General features: G+C 43.7%; 17 protein-coding genes. 15 read left to right on the top strand and 2 right to left on the bottom strand.

Going from position 1 to position 22,333, the window contains the following annotated elements; genetic code table 11:
- The first annotated feature begins 31 nt into the window (after positions 1 to 31).
- Together AB5542_RS14530 and AB5542_RS14535 are read left to right on the top strand one after the other, a co-directional pair.
- A complete protein-coding gene (locus tag AB5542_RS14530; RefSeq protein ID WP_279040999.1) occupies positions 32 to 1,627 on the top strand; it encodes a PKD-like family lipoprotein in 1,596 nt (531 codons plus the stop codon).
- 22 nt (positions 1,628 to 1,649) lie between these two features.
- Complete coding sequence (locus AB5542_RS14535) at positions 1,650 to 2,789, top strand: redoxin domain-containing protein (protein ID WP_279041000.1); 1,140 nt, start codon at positions 1,650 to 1,652, stop codon at positions 2,787 to 2,789.
- 182 nt (positions 2,790 to 2,971) lie between these two features.
- Here AB5542_RS14535 and AB5542_RS14540 read toward each other — a convergent pair whose 3' ends face one another.
- On the bottom strand, positions 2,972 to 4,234 hold the full coding sequence (locus AB5542_RS14540; protein ID WP_279041001.1) for an Nramp family divalent metal transporter: 1,263 nt from the start codon (positions 4,232 to 4,234) through the stop codon (positions 2,972 to 2,974).
- 142 nt (positions 4,235 to 4,376) lie between these two features.
- On the opposite strand from AB5542_RS14540, the gene AB5542_RS14545 reads away from it, so the two are divergent.
- From AB5542_RS14545 to AB5542_RS14585, 9 genes are all read left to right on the top strand, one after another.
- A complete protein-coding gene (locus AB5542_RS14545; RefSeq protein ID WP_118304284.1) occupies positions 4,377 to 5,309 on the top strand; it encodes a calcium/sodium antiporter in 933 nt (310 codons plus the stop codon).
- Between the two features lie 155 nt (positions 5,310 to 5,464).
- A complete protein-coding gene (locus AB5542_RS14550; protein WP_087422480.1) occupies positions 5,465 to 6,043 on the top strand; it encodes an RNA polymerase sigma factor in 579 nt (192 codons plus the stop codon).
- Positions 6,044 to 6,172: 129 nt separating this feature from the next.
- Positions 6,173 to 7,357 carry a FecR family protein gene (locus AB5542_RS14555; protein ID WP_158572089.1) on the top strand — a complete coding sequence of 395 codons (1,185 nt, stop codon included), beginning with the start codon at positions 6,173 to 6,175 and terminating at the stop codon, positions 7,355 to 7,357.
- 147 nt (positions 7,358 to 7,504) lie between these two features.
- On the top strand, positions 7,505 to 11,110 hold the full coding sequence (locus AB5542_RS14560; protein ID WP_087422478.1) for a SusC/RagA family TonB-linked outer membrane protein: 3,606 nt from the start codon (positions 7,505 to 7,507) through the stop codon (positions 11,108 to 11,110).
- A gap of 33 nt (positions 11,111 to 11,143) precedes the next feature.
- Positions 11,144 to 12,703 carry a RagB/SusD family nutrient uptake outer membrane protein gene (locus AB5542_RS14565; RefSeq protein WP_118304283.1) on the top strand — a complete coding sequence of 520 codons (1,560 nt, stop codon included), beginning with the start codon at positions 11,144 to 11,146 and terminating at the stop codon, positions 12,701 to 12,703.
- 26 nt (positions 12,704 to 12,729) lie between these two features.
- The gene (locus AB5542_RS14570; RefSeq protein ID WP_087422476.1) at positions 12,730 to 13,590 is read left to right on the top strand and encodes a putative zinc-binding metallopeptidase; all 861 of its coding nucleotides are present in this window, start codon (positions 12,730 to 12,732) and stop codon (positions 13,588 to 13,590) included.
- A 5-nt stretch (positions 13,591 to 13,595) separates the two neighbouring features.
- Positions 13,596 to 14,963: a DUF4302 domain-containing protein gene (locus AB5542_RS14575; RefSeq protein ID WP_158572090.1), complete on the top strand. Its 1,368-nt coding sequence runs from the start codon at positions 13,596 to 13,598 to the stop codon at positions 14,961 to 14,963.
- A gap of 98 nt (positions 14,964 to 15,061) precedes the next feature.
- A complete protein-coding gene (locus AB5542_RS14580) occupies positions 15,062 to 16,198 on the top strand; it encodes a metallophosphoesterase (protein WP_118304281.1) in 1,137 nt (378 codons plus the stop codon).
- A 435-nt stretch (positions 16,199 to 16,633) separates the two neighbouring features.
- Positions 16,634 to 17,626: an IS110 family transposase gene (locus tag AB5542_RS14585; RefSeq protein ID WP_368243143.1), complete on the top strand. Its 993-nt coding sequence runs from the start codon at positions 16,634 to 16,636 to the stop codon at positions 17,624 to 17,626.
- Positions 17,627 to 17,824: 198 nt separating this feature from the next.
- On the opposite strand, the gene purE is transcribed toward AB5542_RS14585, so the two are convergent.
- Complete coding sequence (gene purE, locus AB5542_RS14590) at positions 17,825 to 18,331, bottom strand: 5-(carboxyamino)imidazole ribonucleotide mutase (RefSeq protein ID WP_087422472.1); 507 nt, start codon at positions 18,329 to 18,331, stop codon at positions 17,825 to 17,827.
- A 107-nt stretch (positions 18,332 to 18,438) separates the two neighbouring features.
- On the opposite strand from purE, the gene AB5542_RS14595 reads away from it, so the two are divergent.
- The 4 genes from AB5542_RS14595 to ubiE all read left to right on the top strand — a co-directional run bounded on the left by AB5542_RS14595 (position 18,439) and on the right by ubiE (position 22,226).
- Positions 18,439 to 18,993: a phosphoribosyltransferase gene (locus AB5542_RS14595; protein WP_118304279.1), complete on the top strand. Its 555-nt coding sequence runs from the start codon at positions 18,439 to 18,441 to the stop codon at positions 18,991 to 18,993.
- A gap of 267 nt (positions 18,994 to 19,260) precedes the next feature.
- Positions 19,261 to 20,253: a GTPase ObgE gene (obgE, locus tag AB5542_RS14600; RefSeq protein ID WP_087422470.1), complete on the top strand. Its 993-nt coding sequence runs from the start codon at positions 19,261 to 19,263 to the stop codon at positions 20,251 to 20,253.
- Between the two features lie 96 nt (positions 20,254 to 20,349).
- Complete coding sequence (locus AB5542_RS14605) at positions 20,350 to 21,390, top strand: DUF2776 family protein (RefSeq protein WP_279041070.1); 1,041 nt, start codon at positions 20,350 to 20,352, stop codon at positions 21,388 to 21,390.
- 143 nt (positions 21,391 to 21,533) lie between these two features.
- Entirely contained in the window at positions 21,534 to 22,226 is a 693-nt protein-coding gene (ubiE, locus tag AB5542_RS14610; RefSeq protein WP_279041072.1) for a bifunctional demethylmenaquinone methyltransferase/2-methoxy-6-polyprenyl-1,4-benzoquinol methylase UbiE, read from the top strand.
- The last annotated feature ends 107 nt before the right edge of the window (positions 22,227 to 22,333 follow it).

Raw genomic sequence — 22,333 nt, forward strand, 5'->3', positions numbered from 1 at the left:
AAATTTATGATGAATTAATAATGAGTTTATTATGAAAAATTTGAAATATATATTGATTTTATTGCTCCTTGTCCCGTTTTCGTGTATTGATGACAAGTCGAAATTTGGTGATACTGAGATAGATGAAATCGAGATTGCAGGTATAGAGAAAAGTCGGGAAATAGAGGTCGGTTCCAAGTTGGAAATTTCTCCGGTAGTGACCACTAAATTCGGGGAGAAATCGAAACTTTCTTACGTGTGGTATAAATACAATCAAGAGCAGCATGTGGCAGATACTTTGTCCCGGGAGAAAGATTTGAGTGTTGTTATCGGTGATGTATTACCGGGTGTTGAAAATACATTGGTCTTTAAAGTGATTGACGATCAAACGGGTGTTTATGCGTTGAATAAATCTACTTTCACCACGGTAGGTAAATATTCGGGTGGAACGTTGGCTTTGTGTAAAACGGATGGGGAAATGGATTTGGCCATGTTGAAGAAAGACGGGACGACGTTGTACGAGAATATTTATGCTACGGCAAATAATGGCGAAAAACTGGGAACTGCATCTAAACGTATTTTCCAGACGGATCTTTATCCGAGAAATCCGTTGGCGTATAAAGCTGTTATTGTGACTTGTGATGACGAGACTGGGGGTGTTTATCTTGATCCCACTATTTTCGAGAGAAAGGATGATATGAAAAATAAGTTCGTTTTCGGTGACGAGTTAGAGGGAAAATTGGCTATCACGGGATATGCCGAAGGACAGGGAACGGATTATATAACAATGAATGGTAAAGTGTATGTTAGAGAGTACGGGTCTTCTGAAGAAAACGTGAGTTGGAATCCGGCTTTAGTCTTTCTTGCAGACCCGACAGATTATTCCATGGCAGATTACACGGCTCACCCGACAGATCATCCATTCTACGCCTCTCCGTTATTCTATGATAATTTAAACGGACGATTTGCATTTAACCAACAGGGTGGATTTTTTAGCTCATTGGCAGGGGTAGATTCGGATTTCTCGAAATTTGATCCTAATAATATGGGAAAGGGGGTTAAAATGATTTTGTCCGGGAGCATGAATAGCACGCTTGATGAGGTTTGGGCATTGATGAAAGATGAGAATAAAGATGAGTACTTTGTGATCACGTACAAGTTCACGTTTGTTGCGTGGACTAGTTACACGTTCTTCTCGTTGTCAAAATCCGCACTTCCTAAAGTGTCAAATGCTGCTCTTTATAGTGCATCAATCTTTATCCCGGGGACGAAACCGAAGATCGGACACATGAATCCGTGGGAAATGAGCGCTAAAGGAATTTCGGATATATTCTTTTTTGTAAGCAATAATAAAGTAATGGCTTTTAACGTGAAGACTTTGTCCGGAGGTGTATTGATTGATGGAGATACGGAGGGTTACACGGTGACAAGCGTCGATTGTACAGAAGTGGCCGCCCCGACAGAGACTGATCCGAAAGCATCGTTCGTGCAATTGACTTTGGGAATTAAAGATAAAAAGTTATCGTCGAAATCGGGAGGGATTGCCGTGTATCGTTTAAACAGTATTGGTGGAATTTCGGCTCAAAAAATGTATGCCAAGACTGGTTTCTGCGATGAGGTGATTGCTACGGTGGAAAAAACGAATTGAAAAAGGATTAATAATTTGATTTATGAAGACAAGTATAAAAAGTTTTGTCGTTTTAATATCTTGTGGGTTATTTGCTTGTCAACCGGGCAAGCAAATAATCCAAGGGGAAACGGGTAATTTGAATACAAATAAAATGTATTTATGCGAGGTCGTGAGTGATTATTGGAAATCCCATAGAGCCGTGGACTCGGTAGATGTGATAGACGGAAAATTCATGTTTGAATTGGAGAATGTGCAGCCGGAACTTTATTTTTTGGGGGATTCTCCGAATCATGGAGGGTATTTTTTTCTGGATGGGAAGAGAATAAAGGTGCAACCGGAAAAAGTGACAGAAGAAGAAATTCTTTGGAAAGTCGAGGGTTCTTCTTTGGATCAAAAATATCGAGCTTTTATGGAGCAATGGGATGAGGCGACTTTTAAGCAGATAACCGATTCTTTGGATACGCTCTTTTTTCAGGCTCGTGATGCGGGGAACCGGGAAGAAATGGCTAGGATAAAGGAGGAATCCATATATTATTACGATGAAGGAAGAGCAAGAAGTGCTGCTTTAGTGAAAGAGGTTTTGGAAAAGAATAAAGAGAATTCTTTTGGAATGTATTTGTATTATTACAAGCAATTTCAGCATAAAGATTTTCCAATGCTGGAAGAGATTATAGCGGAAAAGGCTTATATCGAGAGTTTCGGGGCAGCCGCGAAGAATACCCGTTATCTTCCTTGGGTAATGGAAAAATTAGGTAAATATGAAGGATGTGCGATAGGTCACGAGGCTCCCGAAATTGTAGGGAAGGACACGTTAGGAAATGAATTGAAGTTAAGTGATCTGAGGGGAAGTTTCGTGCTGGTTGATTTTTGGAACTCGTATTGTCACTGGTGTCGGGAGGAAACACCGGCATTGAAACGGGCCTTGGAACATTTTGCCGGGAAGAATTTCAAAATACTAGGTGTGTCTTCTGATCGGGTGAAGAAACTTTGGATGGATGCGATTCACGAGGATGGCAGTTATTGGGATCATCTGATGTTGGAGAAAGGGGATGACGTGATGGATCGTTATTGCATCAAGGGGATTCCCCATATCATACTGGTCGGGCCGGACGGGAAGATTCTGGCCAAGGAGTTGAGGGGGCAGGATTTGATAGACGTGCCGGATCAATTTGTGAAGTAAACGAATTAACCCGAATTTAATCGTGAATATCTCGTGAAAGTCCCGTGAAAGGACGATACAGACGAGATATAGCCGAGATAAAGACGACTTAAAGCCGAGTGGAGTCGTCTTTATCTCTTTTTTTTTACACTTGTACGTGTCGGATAAGTCTTTGACTGGGTTTGATTTCTACTTTATTTGGGCTATAAAAAACTGATAAGTAGCATGACGTTCAGTAGGGTAACAATTCCCCCGATCACGTACAGGAGCCATTTCGTGTAGGTAGAATTTTTGTATTTTCCCATGACCTTGGACGAGGAAGTGAGGTAAACTTGCGTGAAAATGGTGATCGGTAACTGTACGCTTAGAGCCATTTGCGAGTAAATCAACCCTTGGAAAGGATTCGATACTACCATGATCAGGGCAAAAGCGAGGATGAGGGAAGTTAGCACACCGATGCGGGAATGACTGTCCTTGATGTCGTAAGGCTCCTTGTATATTCCGGCGAAAATGGAGCCGGCAGCCATACCTGAGGTAATAGTAGAAGAAATTCCGGCAAACAGGAGAGCCACGGCAAAGATCACGGAGGCATTATTCCCAAGCAATGGTGCCAGCAGGGAATTGGCTTGTTCCAGTTCCGTGACGGGAGTTCCGGTTCCGAAAAATGCGGCAGCAGCCAGTAGGATCATGGCGCTGTTGATGGCCCAACCGATCACCATGGAGAGGGTCGTGTCGGCATATTCGTAGCGTAATTGTTTTTTGATGATTTTATCGTCTTGTATATTCCATTGACGGCTTTGGATGACTTCCGAGTGAAGGAATAGATTGTGGGGCATGACCACGGCCCCGAGTACGCTCATGATAACGACCATGGAGCCTTCGGGAAAAGCGGGGGTAACCCATGCGGGCAAGGCTGTATTCCAGTCGATCTCCACGAGGGAGAGTTCGTAGATGAACGATAAGCCGATGATGGAAACAAAAGCAATGATCCATTTCTCGATCACCCGGTAGGTATTCGTGAACAACATGATAACCACGAAAATCAATACGAGTATTGATCCTGCCCGGATCGGGATGTTGAATAACATTTGCAAGGCAATGGCCCCACCTAGTATTTCGGCTAGAGAGGTGGAGATGGAGGCGAGCATGGCAGAGTAAAGAATACCTTTGGCATAACGGGGTTTCAAGTATTCACTGGCGGCTTCCGAAAGGCATAAGCCGGAGGCAATTCCCAAGTGGGCCACGTTGTGTTGCAACACGATCAGCATGATCGTGGACAGGGTGACCATCCATAATAGAGAATAACCGAATTCGGCACCGGCGGCCAGGTTGGAGGCCCAGTTTCCCGGATCGATAAAGCCCACGGTGACAAGTAGGCCGGGACCTATATATTTAAATATTTCCAGTCCCCCGAGTTTCGGGTTATGTTTTGCCGTGTTCAGTAGTTCTTTGAATTGTTTTAACATGTTGTTCGAGTTAAAAGCTAAAAGTTAAAAGCCGATCGTGTAATTTTATTATTATTTTTGAAACTTCAAAAGTACGAATAACGATGAATATTTGTTCTCGTGACCGTGAACTTTTAGTATTAACTTTTAACTTTTGATTTTCATGTTGATTCCTGTACTTCTTGTCGTGGCCTCTTTGGTGGTACTTTATTTCGGGGCAGATTTTCTGGTGAAAGGTAGTTCATCGCTGGCCGTGCGTTTTGGAATATCTCCTTTAGTTGTCGGTTTGACCGTGGTGGCATTCGGGACAAGCGCACCGGAGTTACTGGTTAGCGTGCAGTCGGCATTGGAAGGTAATCCGGGAATTGCCGTGGGAAACGTGATGGGATCTAATATATTCAATGTTTGTGCTATTCTTGGAATTTCAGCGATGATTTACCCGTTGAGGGTGAATCCCCGGTTGATTCGGCTGGATGCACCCGTGATGCTGGTGGCCACGTTATTGTTCGTGGGGATATTTCATAACGGGAGTTTCGGAAGATGGGCCGGGATATTGTTTTTTGCCGGGATATGTGCCTATATGATTTACTGCGTGTACAAGGCCAAGCGGGGAGAGGTGGTTGAAGGGGACGAGGAAATCAAACCCACGAAGAGCTGGATGCTGGATGTCGTGTTGGTGATCGCGGGACTTGCTTTGTTGGTATGGGGATCGGGCTTGCTCGTCGATAATGCCGTGATTATTGCGAAAGCCTTGGGATGGAGCGAGGCGGTGATCGGTTTGACGATCGTGGCAGCAGGGACAAGTATGCCGGAACTGGCAACTTCCGTGGTGGCTGCCTTGAAAAAACGTACGGATATTGCCATCGGTAACGTGATCGGTTCGAATATATTCAATCTTTTGGCTGTTTTAGGATTAACGGCGACGATTGCACCCGTGGAGACCAACCAGATTAACTGGACGGATATGCTGGTGATGCTCGGAACTTCTTTACTTCTGTTGCCTTTCATGCGAACGGGATTCAAGATCGGGCGGGGGGAAGGTGTCGTGCTGTTCGTTATTTATATCGCTTATACCGTCTATTTGCTTGTTTATTAATTGTTTGTTGGTATATGAAACCTTTAGAGGAGAGAAAAAAAGTGTGAGGGAATAAAAAGAATGTTTATTTCTTGGTAGGAATGGGTTATTTTCCTTAAATTTGGTTGCGTTACTTGAGTGATTGGTAGTGGTGTATTTTAAGGAGTAACACAATTATGGGGGGAAGTTTCATGCAGAATGAGCAACAAATATTATTGGAACATTTAGCCAAAGATAGTGATTTGGCTTATACTCTATTGTACAAGCAATTCTACGTTCCGATGGTGCTTTTTGCTAGTAAATATATTAATAATGAGGAGGAGGCGAAGGATGTAGTACAAGAGTTCTTTATTTCCATGTTGGGACTAAAAAAAGAATTCGAGAATGTTACAGCATTAAAAGTTTATCTTTATAGTTCGGTTAAGAATAGGTGTACGAACTATTTACGGCATGAGCGGGTAAAAGGGCGTTACGAGGCTTTCGTGATGCAGGAGTTCGATGATGTGGATTTGTTTTGGGACCGAGTGTTGGAAGAAGATGTTTATTCCCGTGTGATGGAGATGGTCGAGGAACTCCCCAAGCAATGCCGGAGTGTGATGACACTTTCGTTGGAAGGATACAAAATTTCTGAAGTTGCGGAGAAAATGGGAATTTCTCTTGAAACGGCGAAAGAATATAAAAAAGAGAGTAAAAAACGATTGACAACTCGTTTGCAGACATTAGGATTAAGTATGTTCGTGCAATTATTTTTCTAGATACAATTTCATTGAATCATAAGTTATAAAAAATAAAAAGAGAAAATTTTATTTATTTTTTCTCTTTTTCATCCCCCCCGTTTTATTTCAAAGGGTGTTTTATTTATAGAAACATGAATAAAAATGTTTATGAATAGAGCAAATGAAACTTTTCGAGTGTCAGAAATTATTTTCCGGTATATTCTGGGAGAATTGGCGGATGAGGAAAAAGAGCAATTGGAACGATGGCTGGATGAGAAACCGGATCATAAGTATTTGTTTGAGGATTTAGTGAAAGAGGCTAAAAAATCGGAAAAAATAAAGGCTTATGGACGGATTGATTTATATGAGGCATTGGAAGACCTGTTGAGGAAGAAGAGGAAAATGGAGCAGATGAGGAAAAAGCGTCGCTTTATAACATGGGCGACAGGAGTGGCGGCCGTTATTCTACCTTTGGCTATTGCTTTCATGCTACATATTCATAGGGGAGATTCCGGTGAAAGTATGGAAGACGTGAAAGAGGTTGTTGTTTTACCTGCCGGCAAACCACGGGCTATGCTCCAGCTTGCATCGGGAGAGGAGATTATGCTGACTGCGGGAACGACACAACGTATAAAGCAAGAAAATGGAATCGAGATTAAACAGGATTCCGGGGTAATCGAATACCGGGTTGATAAAGCAAAAGATAAAGAAATTCCGCAGTTTAACATCATTTCGGTTCCGCGGGGTGGTGAGTTTTCGCTAGTGTTGAGTGATGGGACTCGTGTTTGGCTGGATGCAGCGAGTCGTTTACGTTACCCGGTGACGTTTGTCGGTAAGGAAAGAAGGGTATATTTGGAAGGGGAAGCGTTTTTTGACGTGGCTAAGGATAAAGAGTCTGAGTTTGTTGTAGAAACGAAACACGCTGATGTCAAGGTGTTTGGAACATCTTTTGATGTTTCTGCCTATGAGGACGAAGAGAAAACGACGGCCACTCTGGTACGGGGTTCGATCGGCATGGAAGTTCGTGAAACAGGTTCTGAAATACGTTTAAAACCGGGTGAACAAGCTTGCTTGGTGGGCAAAGAGTTGACAAAGTGGGAGGTGGACACGGAGATGTACTCGGCTTGGAGAGAAGGGCGTTTGGTGTTCAGTAAAGTGCGTTTGGAAGATATGTTACGACGTTTAGCCCGGTGGTATGATGTGGATATTGTTTTTTCCCGATCGGAATTGAAGGATTTCACGTTTACCGGAGAGGTGCAGAAGTATGAGGATTTTTCCGAAATATTGGAAGTTATCGAGATGACGCAGATTGCGCGCTTTCAAGTGAAAGGTAAGACAATAGTAGTATATTAATAATAAAAAGAGCTACTCGTGCTGGAACACGGGTCGCTCTAAGAGTAAGTTTATCAGCAATAATAACTTAAACGACACAAATGTATGAAAAAAAATGGAGAATATGACCCTCCTAGGTTGGGGTCATTAAAAAAAATTTGTAGGATTATGAAAGCTACGATGCTTTTTCTCATGCTGACGGTTTGCCATTCATTTGGGATGGTCCACGCTCAAGAGGTGCGTTTGGATATTGATTTGGAGAAAGCCAATTTCGCCGAATTCATGGAACAAGTGAAAAAACAGACAGAATTCACTTTCTTCTTTCACGATGCAATGGTGATGAGTTTGAAAGATATTACTTTACACATGCGGCAGGCTGATATTGAGGCTGTTTTAAAGGCTTGTCTGAAAGGCTCGAATGTTGCTTACCGGATTAAAGATCGTACGATCATTCTCTATGGATTAAACGATCAATCGAAGAAGGGGATAGACGTGAAAGGTTTGGTGGTGGATGAACAGGGAGATCCGATGCCTGGGGCTACGGTCAAGGTGAAAGGAAACGAGGGGAACGGCGTGTTGATTGGTACGGTAACAGGGCCGGACGGGAAATTCTCGTTAAATGTACCGGATAGGAAAGTGATGTTGGAGGTGTCATTTGTCGGTTATGTGTCTCGTTTGATTGCAGCATCCGACACGGTATCCTTGAAAAAGGTCGTTTTGAAAGAAGAGTTGAAGAATATAGAAGAAGTTGTGGTGACCGGATACCAGCGAATTGACCGGAAGTTATTTACCGGTGCCGCAGCAGTAATTAAAGCGGAAGATGCGATGGTTGAGGGAGCAATAGATGTAAGTCGTATGTTGCAGGGAAAAGCGGCCGGGGTACAGATACAAAATGTATCCGGAACTTTCGGAGCTTCTCCTAAGATGAGAGTGCGGGGAGCTTCTTCCATTAACGGGAACCAGAAACCATTGTGGGTTGTTGATGGGTTGGTACTGGAAGACGTGGTAGAGGTTTCTGCCGATGATTTATCATCGGGAGATTCGGAAACTTTAATCAGTTCTGCAATTGCCGGCCTGAATGCCGATGACATCGAGAGTTTCCAGATTCTAAAAGATGCTTCCGCAACAGCATTGTACGGGGCACGAGCAATGAACGGAGTGGTAGTGATTACCACGAAAAAGGGGAAGAAGGGGACGATGAAGGTAAATTACAGTGGAGAGTTTACGGTGCGCATGAAACCGAGTTATGATCAATATAACCTGATGAATTCACAGGAACAGATGATGGTGTATAAAGAGATGGAGGCGAAAGGGTGGCTGAATTATGCGGATGTTTCTCGTAAGAAAAACGGTGGTGTTTACAAGAAAATGGCTGATTTGATTTCCACGTATGATGAGACTACCGGGAAATTTGGTTTGGAGAATACCCAACAGGCCAAGAATGCTTTCTTGCAGAAGTACGAGATGGCAAATACGGATTGGTTTGACATTCTTTTCCGTAATTCTTTACAGCAAGTACATTCTTTGAGTTTGTCATCAGGAACAGATAAATCTCGTTTCTATGCCTCCTTGAGTTATTTTAATGACGGGGGATGGTCAATTGCCGACAAGGTGGAACGCTACACGGCGAACATGAATGCTTCTTTTGATATAAAGAAATGGTTGACCGTGAATTTATTGACCAATGGTTCGTTACGTATGCAGGATGCTCCGGGAACCAATAGCCGGAACACGAATGCCGTGAGTGGTGAAGTGGAGCGTTCTTTTGACATTAACCCGTTTAGTTATGCTCTGAACACGAGTAGGGCGTTACGTGCTTATGATGATGATGGTAATTACGAGTTCTACACGATGAATTACGCTCCATTCAGCATATTACACGAGTTGGAGAATAATAAGTTGAAAATTGATATGTTGGATACGAAGTTCCAGATGGAATTGGAGTTTCGTCCATTGACCGGGTTGGACGTGAAGATGTTGGGGGCTGTTCGTTACGTGAAGACGACACGGGAACACCGGATTTATGATACATCCAATGCGGCGGAGGCTTATCGTGCTGCCGGGGATGCCACGATTCGGGATGGAAACAAGTTGTTATACGAGGACCCGGATATGCCAGGCTACCCTGCCAAGGTGGTGATGCCGAAAGGGGGACTTTACAATCGGAACGAGAATTCCATGTTGAACTATTATCAACGGATGATCGTGAATTATAATGCCTCTTTTGATGGCGGAAAACATACTTTGAACGTGTTGGGAGGAGAGGAACTACGTTACACGAACCGGACGTATGCCAGTAATCAGGGATTTGGTTATCAGTGGGATCGCGGTGGAGTTGCTTTCCTAGATCCTGATTTATTGAAACAGCAGATAGAGTCAGGTTTGTCTTATTACTCGATGGAAGAGGAGTTTGATCGTTTCGTAGCTTTCTTTGCCACGGCGGGATATAGTTATAATGGTACTTACGTGTTTAATGCAACCGGGCGTTACGATGGTTCCAATCGTTTGGGAAAATCCCGTTCCGCTCGTTGGTTACCGACTTGGAATATTAGTGGGGCTTGGCACGTGTCGAATGAGGCATTTATGGAATCATTGGAGAAGATTTCCCGTTTGACTTTGCGTGCCACGTATGGTTTGACGGCCAGTATGGGACCTTCAAGTAATTCCCGGGCCGTGTTGTACAATGAGGTAACGAAACGCCCCACGCAACAGGAGAAGGAAAATAGTATTTATATCAGTGCTTTGGAAAATAGTGAATTGACTTGGGAGAAACAATATGAAACGAATGTGGGTGTTGATCTGGGAATTTTCGATAACCGAATTAGCTTGAGTGCCGATGTGTACTGGCGAAAAGGATTTGATCTGATTGGTAGTGTGCGGGTTTCCGGTATCGGGGGACAACAGTCCAAGAAAGCGAATTATGCCGATATGAAATCTCATGGTGTAGAATTCACGTTAAACACGAAGAATCTAGTATACTCTTCTTTTAGTTGGGTTACGAATTGGACATTTTCCTATAATAAAAACAGAATCACGAATTTGGAATCCCGTCCTCGCGTGATGGATTTGGTAAAAGCAGAGGGGGCGCCCAGGCAGGGATATGCGGTAAGAGCTATATTTTCGGTTCCTTTTATGGGATTGACAAATGAAGGAATTCCCACGGTCATGGATCCGGATGGTAATATTAGCGTCGGGGATATTAATTTTCAGGAAACGAACAAGCTTGACTTTCTGAAGTATGAAGGCCCCGTTGATCCGAGAATTACGGGAGGATTTGAGAACACGTTCAAATATAAGAATTTGACTTTGGCCGTATTCTTGAATTATCAATTTGGAAATAAAGTTCGGCTACATAATTATTTTAAAAACGAGTATAATGATTTGACAGCCATGCCGAAAGATTTTTTGGATCGTTGGATGATGCCCGGAGACGAGAATCGTACTTCGGTACCTGTAATCCTTTCTGCACGTCAGAATTCCCGGACAAAGAGCGAGTATAAGGAAGTTTATAATGCTTATAATTATTCCACGGAACGAATTGCTGATGGTTCTTTCATTCGCTTGAAAGACATTAGTTTGACCTATAAATTTGATGACAAGTGGGTACAGAGCATCGGGCTTGGTTCCATGTCATTAAAGTGCATCATGTCCAACGTGGCATTATTGTATAGAGATAAGAAATTACACGGGCAGGATCCGGAGTTCTTCCGTTCCGGAGGAGTGGCATTGCCTGTTCCGCGACAAGTGACATTCTCTTTGAGAGTAGGATTTTGACGTGAAGAATATTAAATCATTAAAACAGAGAAAATGAAAGCATATAAAATATTAACGGTCGGGATGTTTGCACTTTTGGTGACAGCGTGTAACTCGTTTCTGGATGTTGTTCCGGATAACCGTACCGAATTGGATAGCCCGGAAGCGATCAAGGAGTTGCTGGTATCGGCTTATCCGAAGGCTCACTATTACCACATGTGTGAGGTGATGAGTGATAATGTTGCGGAACGTTTGGTCAGTGGAACGCATAGCCGGGCGACCTTGAACAAGCAAATGTATCAGTGGATGGACGGAACCGGTACGGGAACGGATTACCCGGTTTACGTGTGGACAAATTATTACGAGGCGATAGCTGCGGCCAATCTGGCATTGGAAGCCGTGGAAGAAGAGGGCGATACGAAAGAGTATGCGGCAATTAAAGGGGAAGCGTTGGTTTGTCGTGCGTTTTGTCACTTTATCCTGGTGAATCTTTTTGCGGAACATTATGATCCGGATAAGGCAGAGCAAATGTTGGGAATTCCTTATTGTGTGAAACCGGAAACACAAGCTATCGTGTATTACAAACGTGATAACTTGAAGCAGGTATATGACCAGATTGAAGAAGATTTGCAAACGGGACTACCGTTATTACAAGATCAGACGTACGAGGTTCCAAAATATCATTTCACAAAGGCTGCGGCTCATGCTTTTGCCGCTCGTTTCTATCAGTACAAGGGCGAATGGGACAGTGTGATTGTACACTCGACGGCAGCTTTGGGAAGTAATCCGAAGAGTAAATTACGTGATTTGAGAAATCCGGATCAAGCTAACGGGCAATGGGGAGATAAGGACGCTTATGCGGCTAAATATTTTAAAGTAACTCAACCGTCTCCTTTCCTGATGATCTCGGCTAAGAGTTGGTGGGCAAGGGATGGGCAGTCATTCAGCTTGTGTTATAGTATGAAAAAGGATGAGCATGCTTCTTTGTTCACGGAAAAGAACGTTACGGGTAGTCCGGTGACCGGGACGTATGCCACGTTCTTTGTGATCTCGACAAATTCAGCAGGTTGTGCGCGGATGTATAAATTTGACGAATTATTTATCCGTAGTTCTATTGGTTCCAGTTCCGGACAGGGATATACGGTTTCAACCCTATTGTCCAGTGAAGAGGCTCTCTTAAACCGGGCAGAAGCTTACGTGATGAAGAATCAGTTTGATTTGGCTTTAGAGGATATTAATTTATATCTTGCTGAACGGGTGCGTGTGGATAAAGATGATCCTCATGCGGATTTTACACCGTATAAAGTGAATTTGGCGAAGATAAAGGCATTTTATGATGGAAAAGAGGAATTCCCTGATTTTGAACCGTTCTATGCAAGTACGATTTCAGAGGACCAGATGTCTATGTTGAAATGTGTGGTTGATTGGCGGCGAAAAGAGTTTATGCAGGAGGGATTACGTTGGTTTGACATCAAGCGTTTCCATTTACCGGTTGTACATACGTTTACCGTTTCGGGTGATCCGTCGATTACGCTTACAAAAGATGATCTTCGGCGTGCCGTACAGATCCCGTCAGAGGCACAGGCTTTTGGAGTGGAGGCGAATCCTCGTTAGTATAATAATTGTAAATACAGTAGATTATGAAAAAGTATATATTTAACTTATTACTGTTGGCATTGCTGTTCTGCGTGACGGCATGTTCGGACGATGATCTGGGACCTTCCATCTTTGATACCACTACTGAAGAGTTGACGGAGCTGGATCTTTGGATGCAGAAAAATTTCGTGGAACCCTATAATATAGAGGTAATTTACAAGTGGCGGGATGTTGAAACGAGTATGGAGTACAACCTGACTCCACCGAAGGAAGACAATGCGAAAGGATTGGCGGATGTGTTACTGAATATTTGGTGTAAACCATATGTTGAAATCGGAGGGGAATCCTTCTTCAAAAGTTTGTCCCCTAAACAGTTGCTGTTCATCGGTTCTTCTCGTTACACGAGTAGTGGGACGGTAACTAAGGGTACGGCTGAAGGGGGACGTAAGATTGTCATTTTCGAGGTTGACCAGTATGACAGGACGAATGCGACACGCCTGAAACGCTATATGAAGACAATTCACCATGAGTTTGCTCATATTGCGGCACAAACGGTAGAGTATCCGAAGGAGTTCGAGAATATCACTCCGAATTATGTGGAGGGGTGGGATAAGATCAAAGATCAAGATGCTTATGATCAAGGATTTCTTTCTGGTTATGCGATGAGTGAACCGGGTGAGGATTTTGCAGAGATTGTTGGCTTCATGCTTTCTAATAGTGCGGAGGACTGGGAGAAAATGTTGGATTACCCGACCTCGCAGGAGGCGAAAGATAAATTGAAACAGAAGGTGGAGATGGTTGTGATTTATTACCGGGACACTTGGAATGTTGATTTGTACGCATTGCAGGCTGAATGTGAACAAGCCTTGTATGATGTTGTTAATGGTGTAACTGTTAATCCTTGATGAGTATGAAAAATCTTATATATTTATTCATTGCTGCAAGCATGATGTTGGTAACGGCTTGTTCTGATGATGACGAATACGTGTTTTCGGAATTACCGAGCGAGCGGATAGAGGCTTTCCAGAAGGAGTGCCAGACAACTCTGCGAGGAGCGACCGACGGGTGGAAACTTGTTTATTATCCCCAAAAGGGTGTGTATGGTGGTTTTACTTTTGTGTTTCGATTTAGTGAGAAGAACCGGGTGGAGATGATCAGTGATTTCGAACCGATAAAAGGAGATTATTCTTATAATTTGAATCTCTCCGAGGGGTTGGTGTTGACTTTTGATTCTGATAGTCCGATTCACCAGTTGTCTAATCCCAATTACGGGGCACCGGCTCACGACGGTGATAAAGGTTACGGATTGGAAGGTGATTTCGAATTTATCGTGAAGGAGGTAAAGGAAGATGTTATTGAATTAATTGGTAAGAAAACCCGTGTGGAGGTAAAGTTGGAGAAGGCTACCGCTGCGGATTGGACTACCGTGGAAAAATTAGCAGAGATGGCTGGCTACTTTGTGTTGGGAAATAGTGGGTTAGGCATGACGGTGAACGGGGAATTAGCTATTGGCGGACGTGTAGAATTGAACGATATATTCCATTTGTGTACAATGGCTTACAAAGATGAAGAGGGAAACACGGTGTCCGTGGAGACTCCGTATATAATCACGAATGAAGGATGCTTGTTTGAGAACGAAGTGGAAGTGGCCGGGGTGAAATTTTCCGGTTTGACCGTGGATCTGAGTAACGGGGTGACTAATCGGGAATTCGTATCCAATGATGCGGATCAGGCAATTCGTTTCTTTATTATGGATCTTTCCCCTTTGAATTTGACTCCGGCAGAAGTGCCGACCTTTGTACCTAACAAATACATAGCCTCTGTGGATATGTTGAAAAGCCATGACGAGTATATCATTACGGACATGAGTGCCTCCTTGAAGGTTGAATGGGAAGCTTTGCAGGCTGAGTTACCGAATTTTGAGAAATTTACGTTGGAGATGGATCGTAAAGACGGTTACGAGGGGTCGTTCCGGGTGACGGCTATCAATAGTGGTGACGGAAAATCCAAAAGCCATAATTATGACTTTGGAGCCTTTACCTTGTTGAATAATACGGTGAATCAAGTACGGTTTGATAATAGCAAGAAGAGTCATTCTACTTCTTCCGGTTTCACGGATAAAGCGTTATATGATGCTGGTGAGAATGCTCGTGTGGGAGCAATATATAATGCTTTCTTTGATAGTAAAGGTTTCACGGTGATTCGGGATTCGGAAGAGATCTTCTGGATTAGGAGTATTCAGAATCCGGAAGTTTGGATGAAACTGGAAGCTGATTAAAATAGAGCTGTGTGTCGTCCTATGAAGGATTAGTTGTTTTTTTGACAGCCGGGATTTCGGTGGGTCTCGGCTGTATTTCGCTTATAAAAAGAATTAAGATGAAAACATTAAAGATATGGGTGTTGTGCCTGTTGTTGGGTACAGTGTGGGACGTGTGTTTGGCACGAGATTTAAAACAAAATAAAGATACAACGACAAAAGTGGCGTCTGTGGATGGCCCCTATGTGTTGTACGATGAAACCGGACGAATGAGGGTGATTCATGTTGATGAACACGGAGTATTACAAGATCGTGTTTACGATGAGGTTCCGGAAGGTTTTAAACTAAACGTGGTTTCGCAGAAAGGTGGCCATCGTTTTCAGGTGAAACTACATCCCGTGGAGCGTCCACTTTGGAAGTCCGGGCAGCGGGAGAAAACATTGATTATTTCTGATCCTCACGGGGACTTGGAGAGTTTCGTTTCCGTGTTGCGCAACAATGGCGTGATCGGAAAGAATTATAAATGGAAGTTCGGTAAGAATCAGGTGATTGTTATCGGTGATGTCTTTGACCGGGGAAAGGACGTGTTGCCCATTTTCTGGTTGATGTACAAGTTGGAACAGGAGGCGAAGGATGCGGGAGGGGTGATGACTTTTATGTTAGGGAATCACGAGGAAATGGTGTTGCGGGGTAACTTAAAATATACCCGGAGCAAGTATAAGGATTTAGCAACATCACTTGGGATGGAATATGCCGACTTGTGGCATGAGAAGAGCGAGTTGGGGCGTTGGTTGCGTTCTCGTAATCTGATTCAGGTCGTGGGAAAGAATTTGTTCGTCCATGCCGGACTGAGCAAGGAGTTTACCGGAATGGGAAATGCCGTGACAGAAGTAAACGAAGAGATGGCGAGATCTATTTTCTTGCCGAAAAAAGAACGGCAGGAGTTGTCTGCCTTGTCTGATTCCATCTATTGTGATCGGGGACCTTTTTGGTTCCGGGGGATGGTGAAAGATGAGGAGAAATATCGTCCTTCCACGCCGGAGGATGTGGAGCGTATTTTGGAACAATACGGTGTAGACCGTATATTCGTGGGACACACGATATTTGATGACGTGACTCCCTTCTTTGACGGGAAAGTCGTGGCCGTGAACGTGAATAATCAAAAGAACCGGGAGGCAGGTAAAGGCCGGGGAATCTTGATGCAGGGAAATACCCTGTATGTTATATACGATAAGGGTAAGCCTCGTAAATTCTAGCTGTTTTATTTCAATAATGAGGATGTGTCAAAAGTCATTTTCAAACTCCCTCCCCCCTTCGGGGTACTCCCTCTATAAACAGAGGGAGAGTTGAAATACTCCCTGTCTTCGGGAAGAGTCACCAGCTCCAATTTAAACAACTACCCCCCACTAACTCCCCCTGTGTAAGGGGGAGTTGGAGTGGGTAGTCTGTAGATACTGGATAAGACTTCTTGGACATTTACTTTTGCACTATTCAATAACACGAAAAATCGTGTATCTTTGAAAAAGAAGAGTTGCAGTGCACTAATTTTTGGACTAGTCTTTCAGGACTACAGGCTGAATCAGACTGCAACTCTAACTTTCGGAGAATTTAGCCAGTTAGAATTTTAGGCATTAAGGCCTGTTAAATGTATTAACTACTTCTCCTCTTTGTTTAACTGTAAATGCAAAAGTATGAATTATTCTCATTTTGTAGGTCTTGATGTGGGAAAAAAGTCCTTTGATGCCTGTCTGGTTTCTTTAGACAAGGAATTAAGTCATCATACCTTTCCCAATACCCCTGGAGGCATCGAAGAATTATTACATCGGGTAAAACAGCATGGGGTGGAAGTTGAAACCGCCCTTTTTTGTGCTGAAAACATGGGTAGTCACGTGATCGACTTGTGTTTATCCAGCTACCAGTTCCATTTCCCCCTGGCTCTTGAATGTCCCTTGACAATAAAGAGATCGATCGGCTTGCAACGTGGCAAAAATGACCGGATCGACGCGCGGCGAATCGCGCGGTATGCCTGTTTGCATTACCGTAAACTCAGGTTATATGAATTACCTGATAAAGATCTGGTCAGGTTGAGGAACTGGATGGTCATAAGAGATAACCTGGTAAAACAAAAAGTATCTTCCCGCAAACTACTGGAACTGCCCCGTGAAACTTCCGGTCTGGCTGATCTTGTGACTGCCATGACTTTTTTAGAAAAACAGCTCAGCCTGGTAAAAGAGAAAATCTCTTATGTCGAACAGGAAATGGAAAAAATCATTTCCTCGAATATTGCTCTTTTAACAAATTACCAGTTACTAACAAGTATAAAAGGCATCGGCCCCATTAATGCCATTGTCCTTTTATGTGTCACGGGTAATTTTCACCGTTTTTCTGATCCGCGAAAATTTGTCTGTTATTGTGGGGTGGCTCCTTTTGAACACTCGTCAGGAACCTCTATACGGGGTAAAACGAAAACTTCTAATCTAGCCAACAGGGAAGTGAAAGTATACTTGACCAGGGCTGCCATAACAGCTATATCATGGGATCCGCAAATTAAAGCATACTATAAAAGGAAAACGGGAGAAGGAAAGCACAAGGCATCAGTGATTAATGCCGTCAGGGCGAAAATTATTGCAAGGTGTTTTGCAGTTATTAAAAGGAAAACTCCATTCGTTACATTAAGAGCATAGGGCGGTGACACGCGCGAGGGAAAGATTATTTTTCTTTTCGAAAGTCTCTCGCGAATCACGAGATTTTTGAAAAGAAAAAGAAGCTGTGGGGGGAAAGAAAATCGCAATAAAAATACATTTTACCACGATTTTCTTCATTAAATAGTTGCAAGAGACTTAGAATTCAGCCCCTTGTTATATTGATTCTTTCCGGGGAGATCAGTTCGTTTTGTAATCGTATTTTACTTTTGCTAGTTCGTTGTTGGCATCAACGATTTTCTTTTTCAAAGATTCTTTGAAGTCCACGATTTTAGCTTTCAATGCATTGTCGCCAACAGCCAGAATTTGTGCAGCCAGAATACCGGCATTCATGGCCCCGTTGATGGCGGTGGTGGCAACCGGGATGCCCGGAGGCATTTGGGCGATGGCTAAAAGAGCGTCCATTCCGTCGAGAGAGGCGTTGATGGGAACACCTATCACGGGAATTGGTGTCATGGCAGCGATAACACCCGGTAGGTGTGCGGCCATTCCGGCTCCGGCGATGATAACTTCAATACCCCGTTTCTGTGCGTTTTTGGCAAAAGACTCCACTTCAGCCGGAGTGCGGTGAGCGGAGAGGGCATTGATCTCGAAAGGTATGCAAAAGTCGTTTAACACTTTTGCGGCTTTTTCCATTACGGGCAGGTCTGACGTGCTACCCATGATAATACTTACTTTTGGGTCCATATTTTTACCGGATTTTAAATTCAAAGTTGTACTTTTGCGCAAAGTTAAATAAAAAAATGGATTAGAGAGACGATAGGTCTATCATTCAAAAGAGAAATATGCACAGGATGAAAAGAATCAAATTGCATGATCGGTGTTTCCGACTGATGATTGAGGCTGACGTGATCGACCGGGAAATAGAGAGGGTGGGGACTCAAATTAATCGGGAACTGGCAGGAGAACGTCCTTTGTTTCTGGGAGTGTTGAACGGGGCGTTTATGTTCGTGGCTGATTTGTTGAAACATATCACGATTGAGGGGGCGGAAATCAGTTTCGTGAAGATTGCTTCTTATGCCGGATTGTCCTCGACGGGAAAGGTTCAGGACTTGATCGGGTTACGGGAAGATATTACGGGACGAACCGTAGTGATTCTGGAGGATATGATTGATTCGGGAGAGTCTATTATGCATATGAAAAAAATGTTGGAAGAGAAACATCCGAAACAAGTAAAGGTGGCAGCCTTGTTCTACAAACCGAAAGCGTTGAAGTACGACCTGACGATTGATTACAAGTGTATCGCGTTGGAGAATGATTTCGTGGTAGGGCATGGGTTGGATTATGACGGGTTAGGACGTAATTATCCTGACTTGTACGTGGTGGACGAGGGAACAAATGAAAATTGAAAATGAAAAAACAAACTCTCTCCCCCCTTCGGGGTATTGGGCCCGGAAACCGGTCTCGAACCAGCTCTTGCTCGGCAATTCGGAAGCAAGCTTCCCCATTGCTCTCGCTTACTCGCTGGTTTCCCTCTATAAACAGAGGGAGAGTTGAATTACTTTTCGACTTTGGGAAGAGTTACCAGCTCCTCCTCTGTTTATAGAGGAGGTGGCAGCGAAGCTGACGGAGGAGTTTAATTTAAAATTTTAAATTATAAATCTAAAATAAAAAGAATGGCATCAACGAACTTTGTCGATTACGTGAAAATATTTTGTCGTAGTGGAGCCGGGGGGCCGGGATCTATGCATCTTCATCGGGATAAACGTTCTGCCAAGGGAGGACCTGATGGTGGTAATGGTGGACGCGGAGGACACGTGATATTAAAGGGAAACCGGAATTACTGGACCTTGATTCACTTGAAATTCCAGCGCCACGTGTATGCAGAGGACGGGGAGAGCGGGAGTGGGAATTTATGCACGGGAGCTGACGGGAAAGATGTCATTATAGATGTTCCACTAGGAACTGTTGCTCGGGATGCGGATACCGGGGAAACGATTTGCGAGATCACGAAAGACGAAGAGCTTTGTGTTGCTGTCAAAGGGGGGCGTGGTGGTTTGGGTAACTGGAATTTTCGTTCAGCTACAAATCAGACGCCTCGTTATGCGCAGCCGGGAGAACCCCGGGTGGAACGGAATGTTATTCTGGAGTTAAAAGTGCTTGCCGATGTCGGATTGGTGGGTTTCCCGAACGCGGGTAAGTCGACATTGTTATCCGTTGTTTCCGCGGCAAAACCGGAGATCGCGAACTATCCGTTTACCACCTTGGTTCCGAATTTGGGAATTGTGAATTACAGGGATAACCGTTCTTTTGTGATGGCTGATATTCCCGGAATCATTGAGGGGGCGCATCTGGGAAAAGGTTTGGGACTTCGTTTCTTGCGGCATATCGAACGAAATTCTGTATTGTTGTTTATGGTTCCCTCCGATAGTGAGGATATTCACGGGGAGTATAAAATTTTGTTGAACGAGCTAAAACAGTATAATCCCGAGTTGTTGGATAAAAAACGGCTTTTGGCTATCAGTAAATCGGATTTTATTGATAAGGAGCTGATGTCTGAAATGGAGAAAGATTTACCGGATATTCCCTACGTGTTCATTTCTTCCGTGACGGGGAGTGGAATCATGGAATTGAAAGATATGCTGTGGAGGGTCTTGAACGAAGAGTAGCGAACGGCCTTTTCTTATTTTATATTTTTTTCAAGTAAACGGGGTAACCGAATATGTTAATCGCCGTATATTCATAAGAATTTAAATAAATGACTTATGAATTACGGAATTAGTGTATTGTTTCGATTTATTCCCTTGTTGATGGCGTTGATTTGCTTTTTCTTTGGAGGGTATATTTTTGGATCCGGGAATGATGAAGCACGGTGGGTAGCGGGGCCGGTCGTATTTTCATTAGGCGTACTTTGTATCGCGTTGTTTGCCACGGCAGCCACGATTATTCGGCAACTGATCCACACGTATGACCCTGTTGCGAAATATTTATTACCCGGTATGGGATATTTATTCGCTTTAGGAACGATGATTTGGGGTATTTATCTGTTCAGTTCTCCTGAACCGCAGAATTTATTTGTCCCGGGACACGTGATTTGTGGTGTGTCGTTGATTGCGGCTTGTATTTCAACGGCAGCAACTTCATCTACTAAATTCACACTTATTCCGGTGAATTCACACGGGACAAGCGATAAAATTAATCCTAACGGTTTCTCGGCTACCACGGAAACAGTGTTGATCGGTTTAACCGTTTTGTTTTCCACGGTAGCGTGGGTTTGGGCGATAGTATTATTGTCAGGCTCCGGGGGTGATCATTTGGTTGCCGGGAGCGTGATGGCCGGATTGGCTTGTATTTGTACGAGTTTGATCGGGCTGGTTGCAAGTATATCTCGTCAGATCAGGAATGATTATGGCGAGAAGGATCGGAAGTATTGGCCAAGACTGGTGTTTTTCATGGGGACAATCTGTATCGTGGGGGGAATTGTTGAGCTGTTGGCAGCACCTGTCCCCGTGAATACAACCGGTTTTATTCTGATCGGTTTAGGTCTTGTCTGTTTTAGTATTTCCAGTAAGATTCTGTTATTAGCTAAAGTGTGGCGTCATGAGTTCAAGTTGGCGAATCGCATCCCGTTGATTCCCGTGATGACTGCCTTGTTGGCTCTTTTTCTGGGCGCATTCCTTTTTGAAGAGTCTACGGTTGATAATGCATTTTTCGTGCCTGCCCGGGTACTGATCGGTTTGGGTGGTATTTGTTTCTCCCTGTTCTCGATTGTCAGTATTCTGGAAAGCGGGACTTCCAGTAAATAATATCCTTTTGGAGGTTTTGATTTGAGTTTATATTTCCGAGTCGCGGAAACTCTTTTGGGAGAGTTTTCGCGATTCTTTGTTTGTAATCTTTTAAAACGTGGTAGAATTCGTTATTTTCGCCTCCGAAATAAAAGAATAAAGTCATGGCTAAAAAAGAGAAGGTACAGGAGATGTTTAACGGGATCGCACCGAAGTACGATTTGTTGAATCATCTGTTGTCTATGGGTATAGATAAGAGTTGGCGTAAGAAGGCAATGAAAGTTGTCGGTGCGGGGCGAAAGGATTTGGTGTTGGATATTGCTTGCGGGACGGGAGATTTTTCGATCGAGGCGTTGAAACATGGAGTGAAACGAGTGGTCGGGGCCGATATTTCGGAAAATATGCTGGCCGTGGCACGGGGGAAAGCGAAAGCAAAGGGGTTATCTGATCAGCTTGATTTTCAGTTTGGGGATAGCGAGAACCTCACCTTCGACTCGAATACTTTTGATGCCGTGACAGTTGCTTTTGGCGTGCGTAATTTTGAACATCTTGAATTAGGACTGACAGAAATGTGTCGGGTGCTGAAACCCGGGGGAAAGGTGGTTATTCTAGAATTTTCGACGCCTGAACATTTCCCGATGAAACAGTTGTATAATTTTTATTTTAAACATATTCTGCCTTTTGTGGGAGGAGTGATTTCCGGAAACCGGAAGGCGTACGAATATTTGCCAGCCTCCGTGTTCGCGTTTCCGCAGGGGAAGGATTTTCTGGATATTATGCGGAGTGCCGGTTACTCGAATGTTTCGCAACAGCGGCTGACTTTTGGAATTGCCAGTTTGTATGTAGGAGAGAAATAAAAGAGGCTGTGTCAAAAGGTATTTTATCCTCAAAAACTCCTCCGTCACTTCGTGCCACCTCCTCTATAAACAGAGGAGGAGCTGGTGACTCTTCCCGAAGACAGGGA

The sequence above is a fragment of the Butyricimonas sp. RTP31003st1_G1_RTP31003_210430 genome, assembly GCF_040920905.1.
Taxonomy (GTDB): domain Bacteria; phylum Bacteroidota; class Bacteroidia; order Bacteroidales; family Marinifilaceae; genus Butyricimonas; species Butyricimonas paravirosa.

Excerpts from the sequence above, each read along its gene's own strand:
- AB5542_RS14575 (WP_158572090.1), top strand. The coding sequence starts at position 13,596 with ATGAAAAATCTTATATATTTATTCATTGCTGCAAGCATGATGTTGGTA.
- AB5542_RS14545 (WP_118304284.1), top strand. The coding sequence starts at position 4,377 with ATGTTGATTCCTGTACTTCTTGTCGTGGCCTCTTTGGTGGTACTTTAT.
- AB5542_RS14565 (WP_118304283.1), top strand. The coding sequence starts at position 11,144 with ATGAAAGCATATAAAATATTAACGGTCGGGATGTTTGCACTTTTGGTG.
- AB5542_RS14585 (WP_368243143.1), top strand. The coding sequence starts at position 16,634 with ATGAATTATTCTCATTTTGTAGGTCTTGATGTGGGAAAAAAGTCCTTT.
- purE (WP_087422472.1), bottom strand. The coding sequence starts at position 18,331 with ATGGACCCAAAAGTAAGTATTATCATGGGTAGCACGTCAGACCTGCCC.
- AB5542_RS14580 (WP_118304281.1), top strand. The coding sequence starts at position 15,062 with ATGAAAACATTAAAGATATGGGTGTTGTGCCTGTTGTTGGGTACAGTG.
- AB5542_RS14570 (WP_087422476.1), top strand. The coding sequence starts at position 12,730 with ATGAAAAAGTATATATTTAACTTATTACTGTTGGCATTGCTGTTCTGC.
- obgE (WP_087422470.1), top strand. The coding sequence starts at position 19,261 with ATGGCATCAACGAACTTTGTCGATTACGTGAAAATATTTTGTCGTAGT.
- AB5542_RS14535 (WP_279041000.1), top strand. The coding sequence starts at position 1,650 with ATGAAGACAAGTATAAAAAGTTTTGTCGTTTTAATATCTTGTGGGTTA.
- AB5542_RS14560 (WP_087422478.1), top strand. The coding sequence starts at position 7,505 with ATGAAAGCTACGATGCTTTTTCTCATGCTGACGGTTTGCCATTCATTT.
- AB5542_RS14540 (WP_279041001.1), bottom strand. The coding sequence starts at position 4,234 with ATGTTAAAACAATTCAAAGAACTACTGAACACGGCAAAACATAACCCG.
- ubiE (WP_279041072.1), top strand. The coding sequence starts at position 21,534 with ATGGCTAAAAAAGAGAAGGTACAGGAGATGTTTAACGGGATCGCACCG.
- AB5542_RS14530 (WP_279040999.1), top strand. The coding sequence starts at position 32 with ATGAAAAATTTGAAATATATATTGATTTTATTGCTCCTTGTCCCGTTT.
- AB5542_RS14555 (WP_158572089.1), top strand. The coding sequence starts at position 6,173 with ATGAATAGAGCAAATGAAACTTTTCGAGTGTCAGAAATTATTTTCCGG.
- AB5542_RS14595 (WP_118304279.1), top strand. The coding sequence starts at position 18,439 with ATGAAAAGAATCAAATTGCATGATCGGTGTTTCCGACTGATGATTGAG.
- AB5542_RS14605 (WP_279041070.1), top strand. The coding sequence starts at position 20,350 with ATGAATTACGGAATTAGTGTATTGTTTCGATTTATTCCCTTGTTGATG.
- AB5542_RS14550 (WP_087422480.1), top strand. The coding sequence starts at position 5,465 with ATGGGGGGAAGTTTCATGCAGAATGAGCAACAAATATTATTGGAACAT.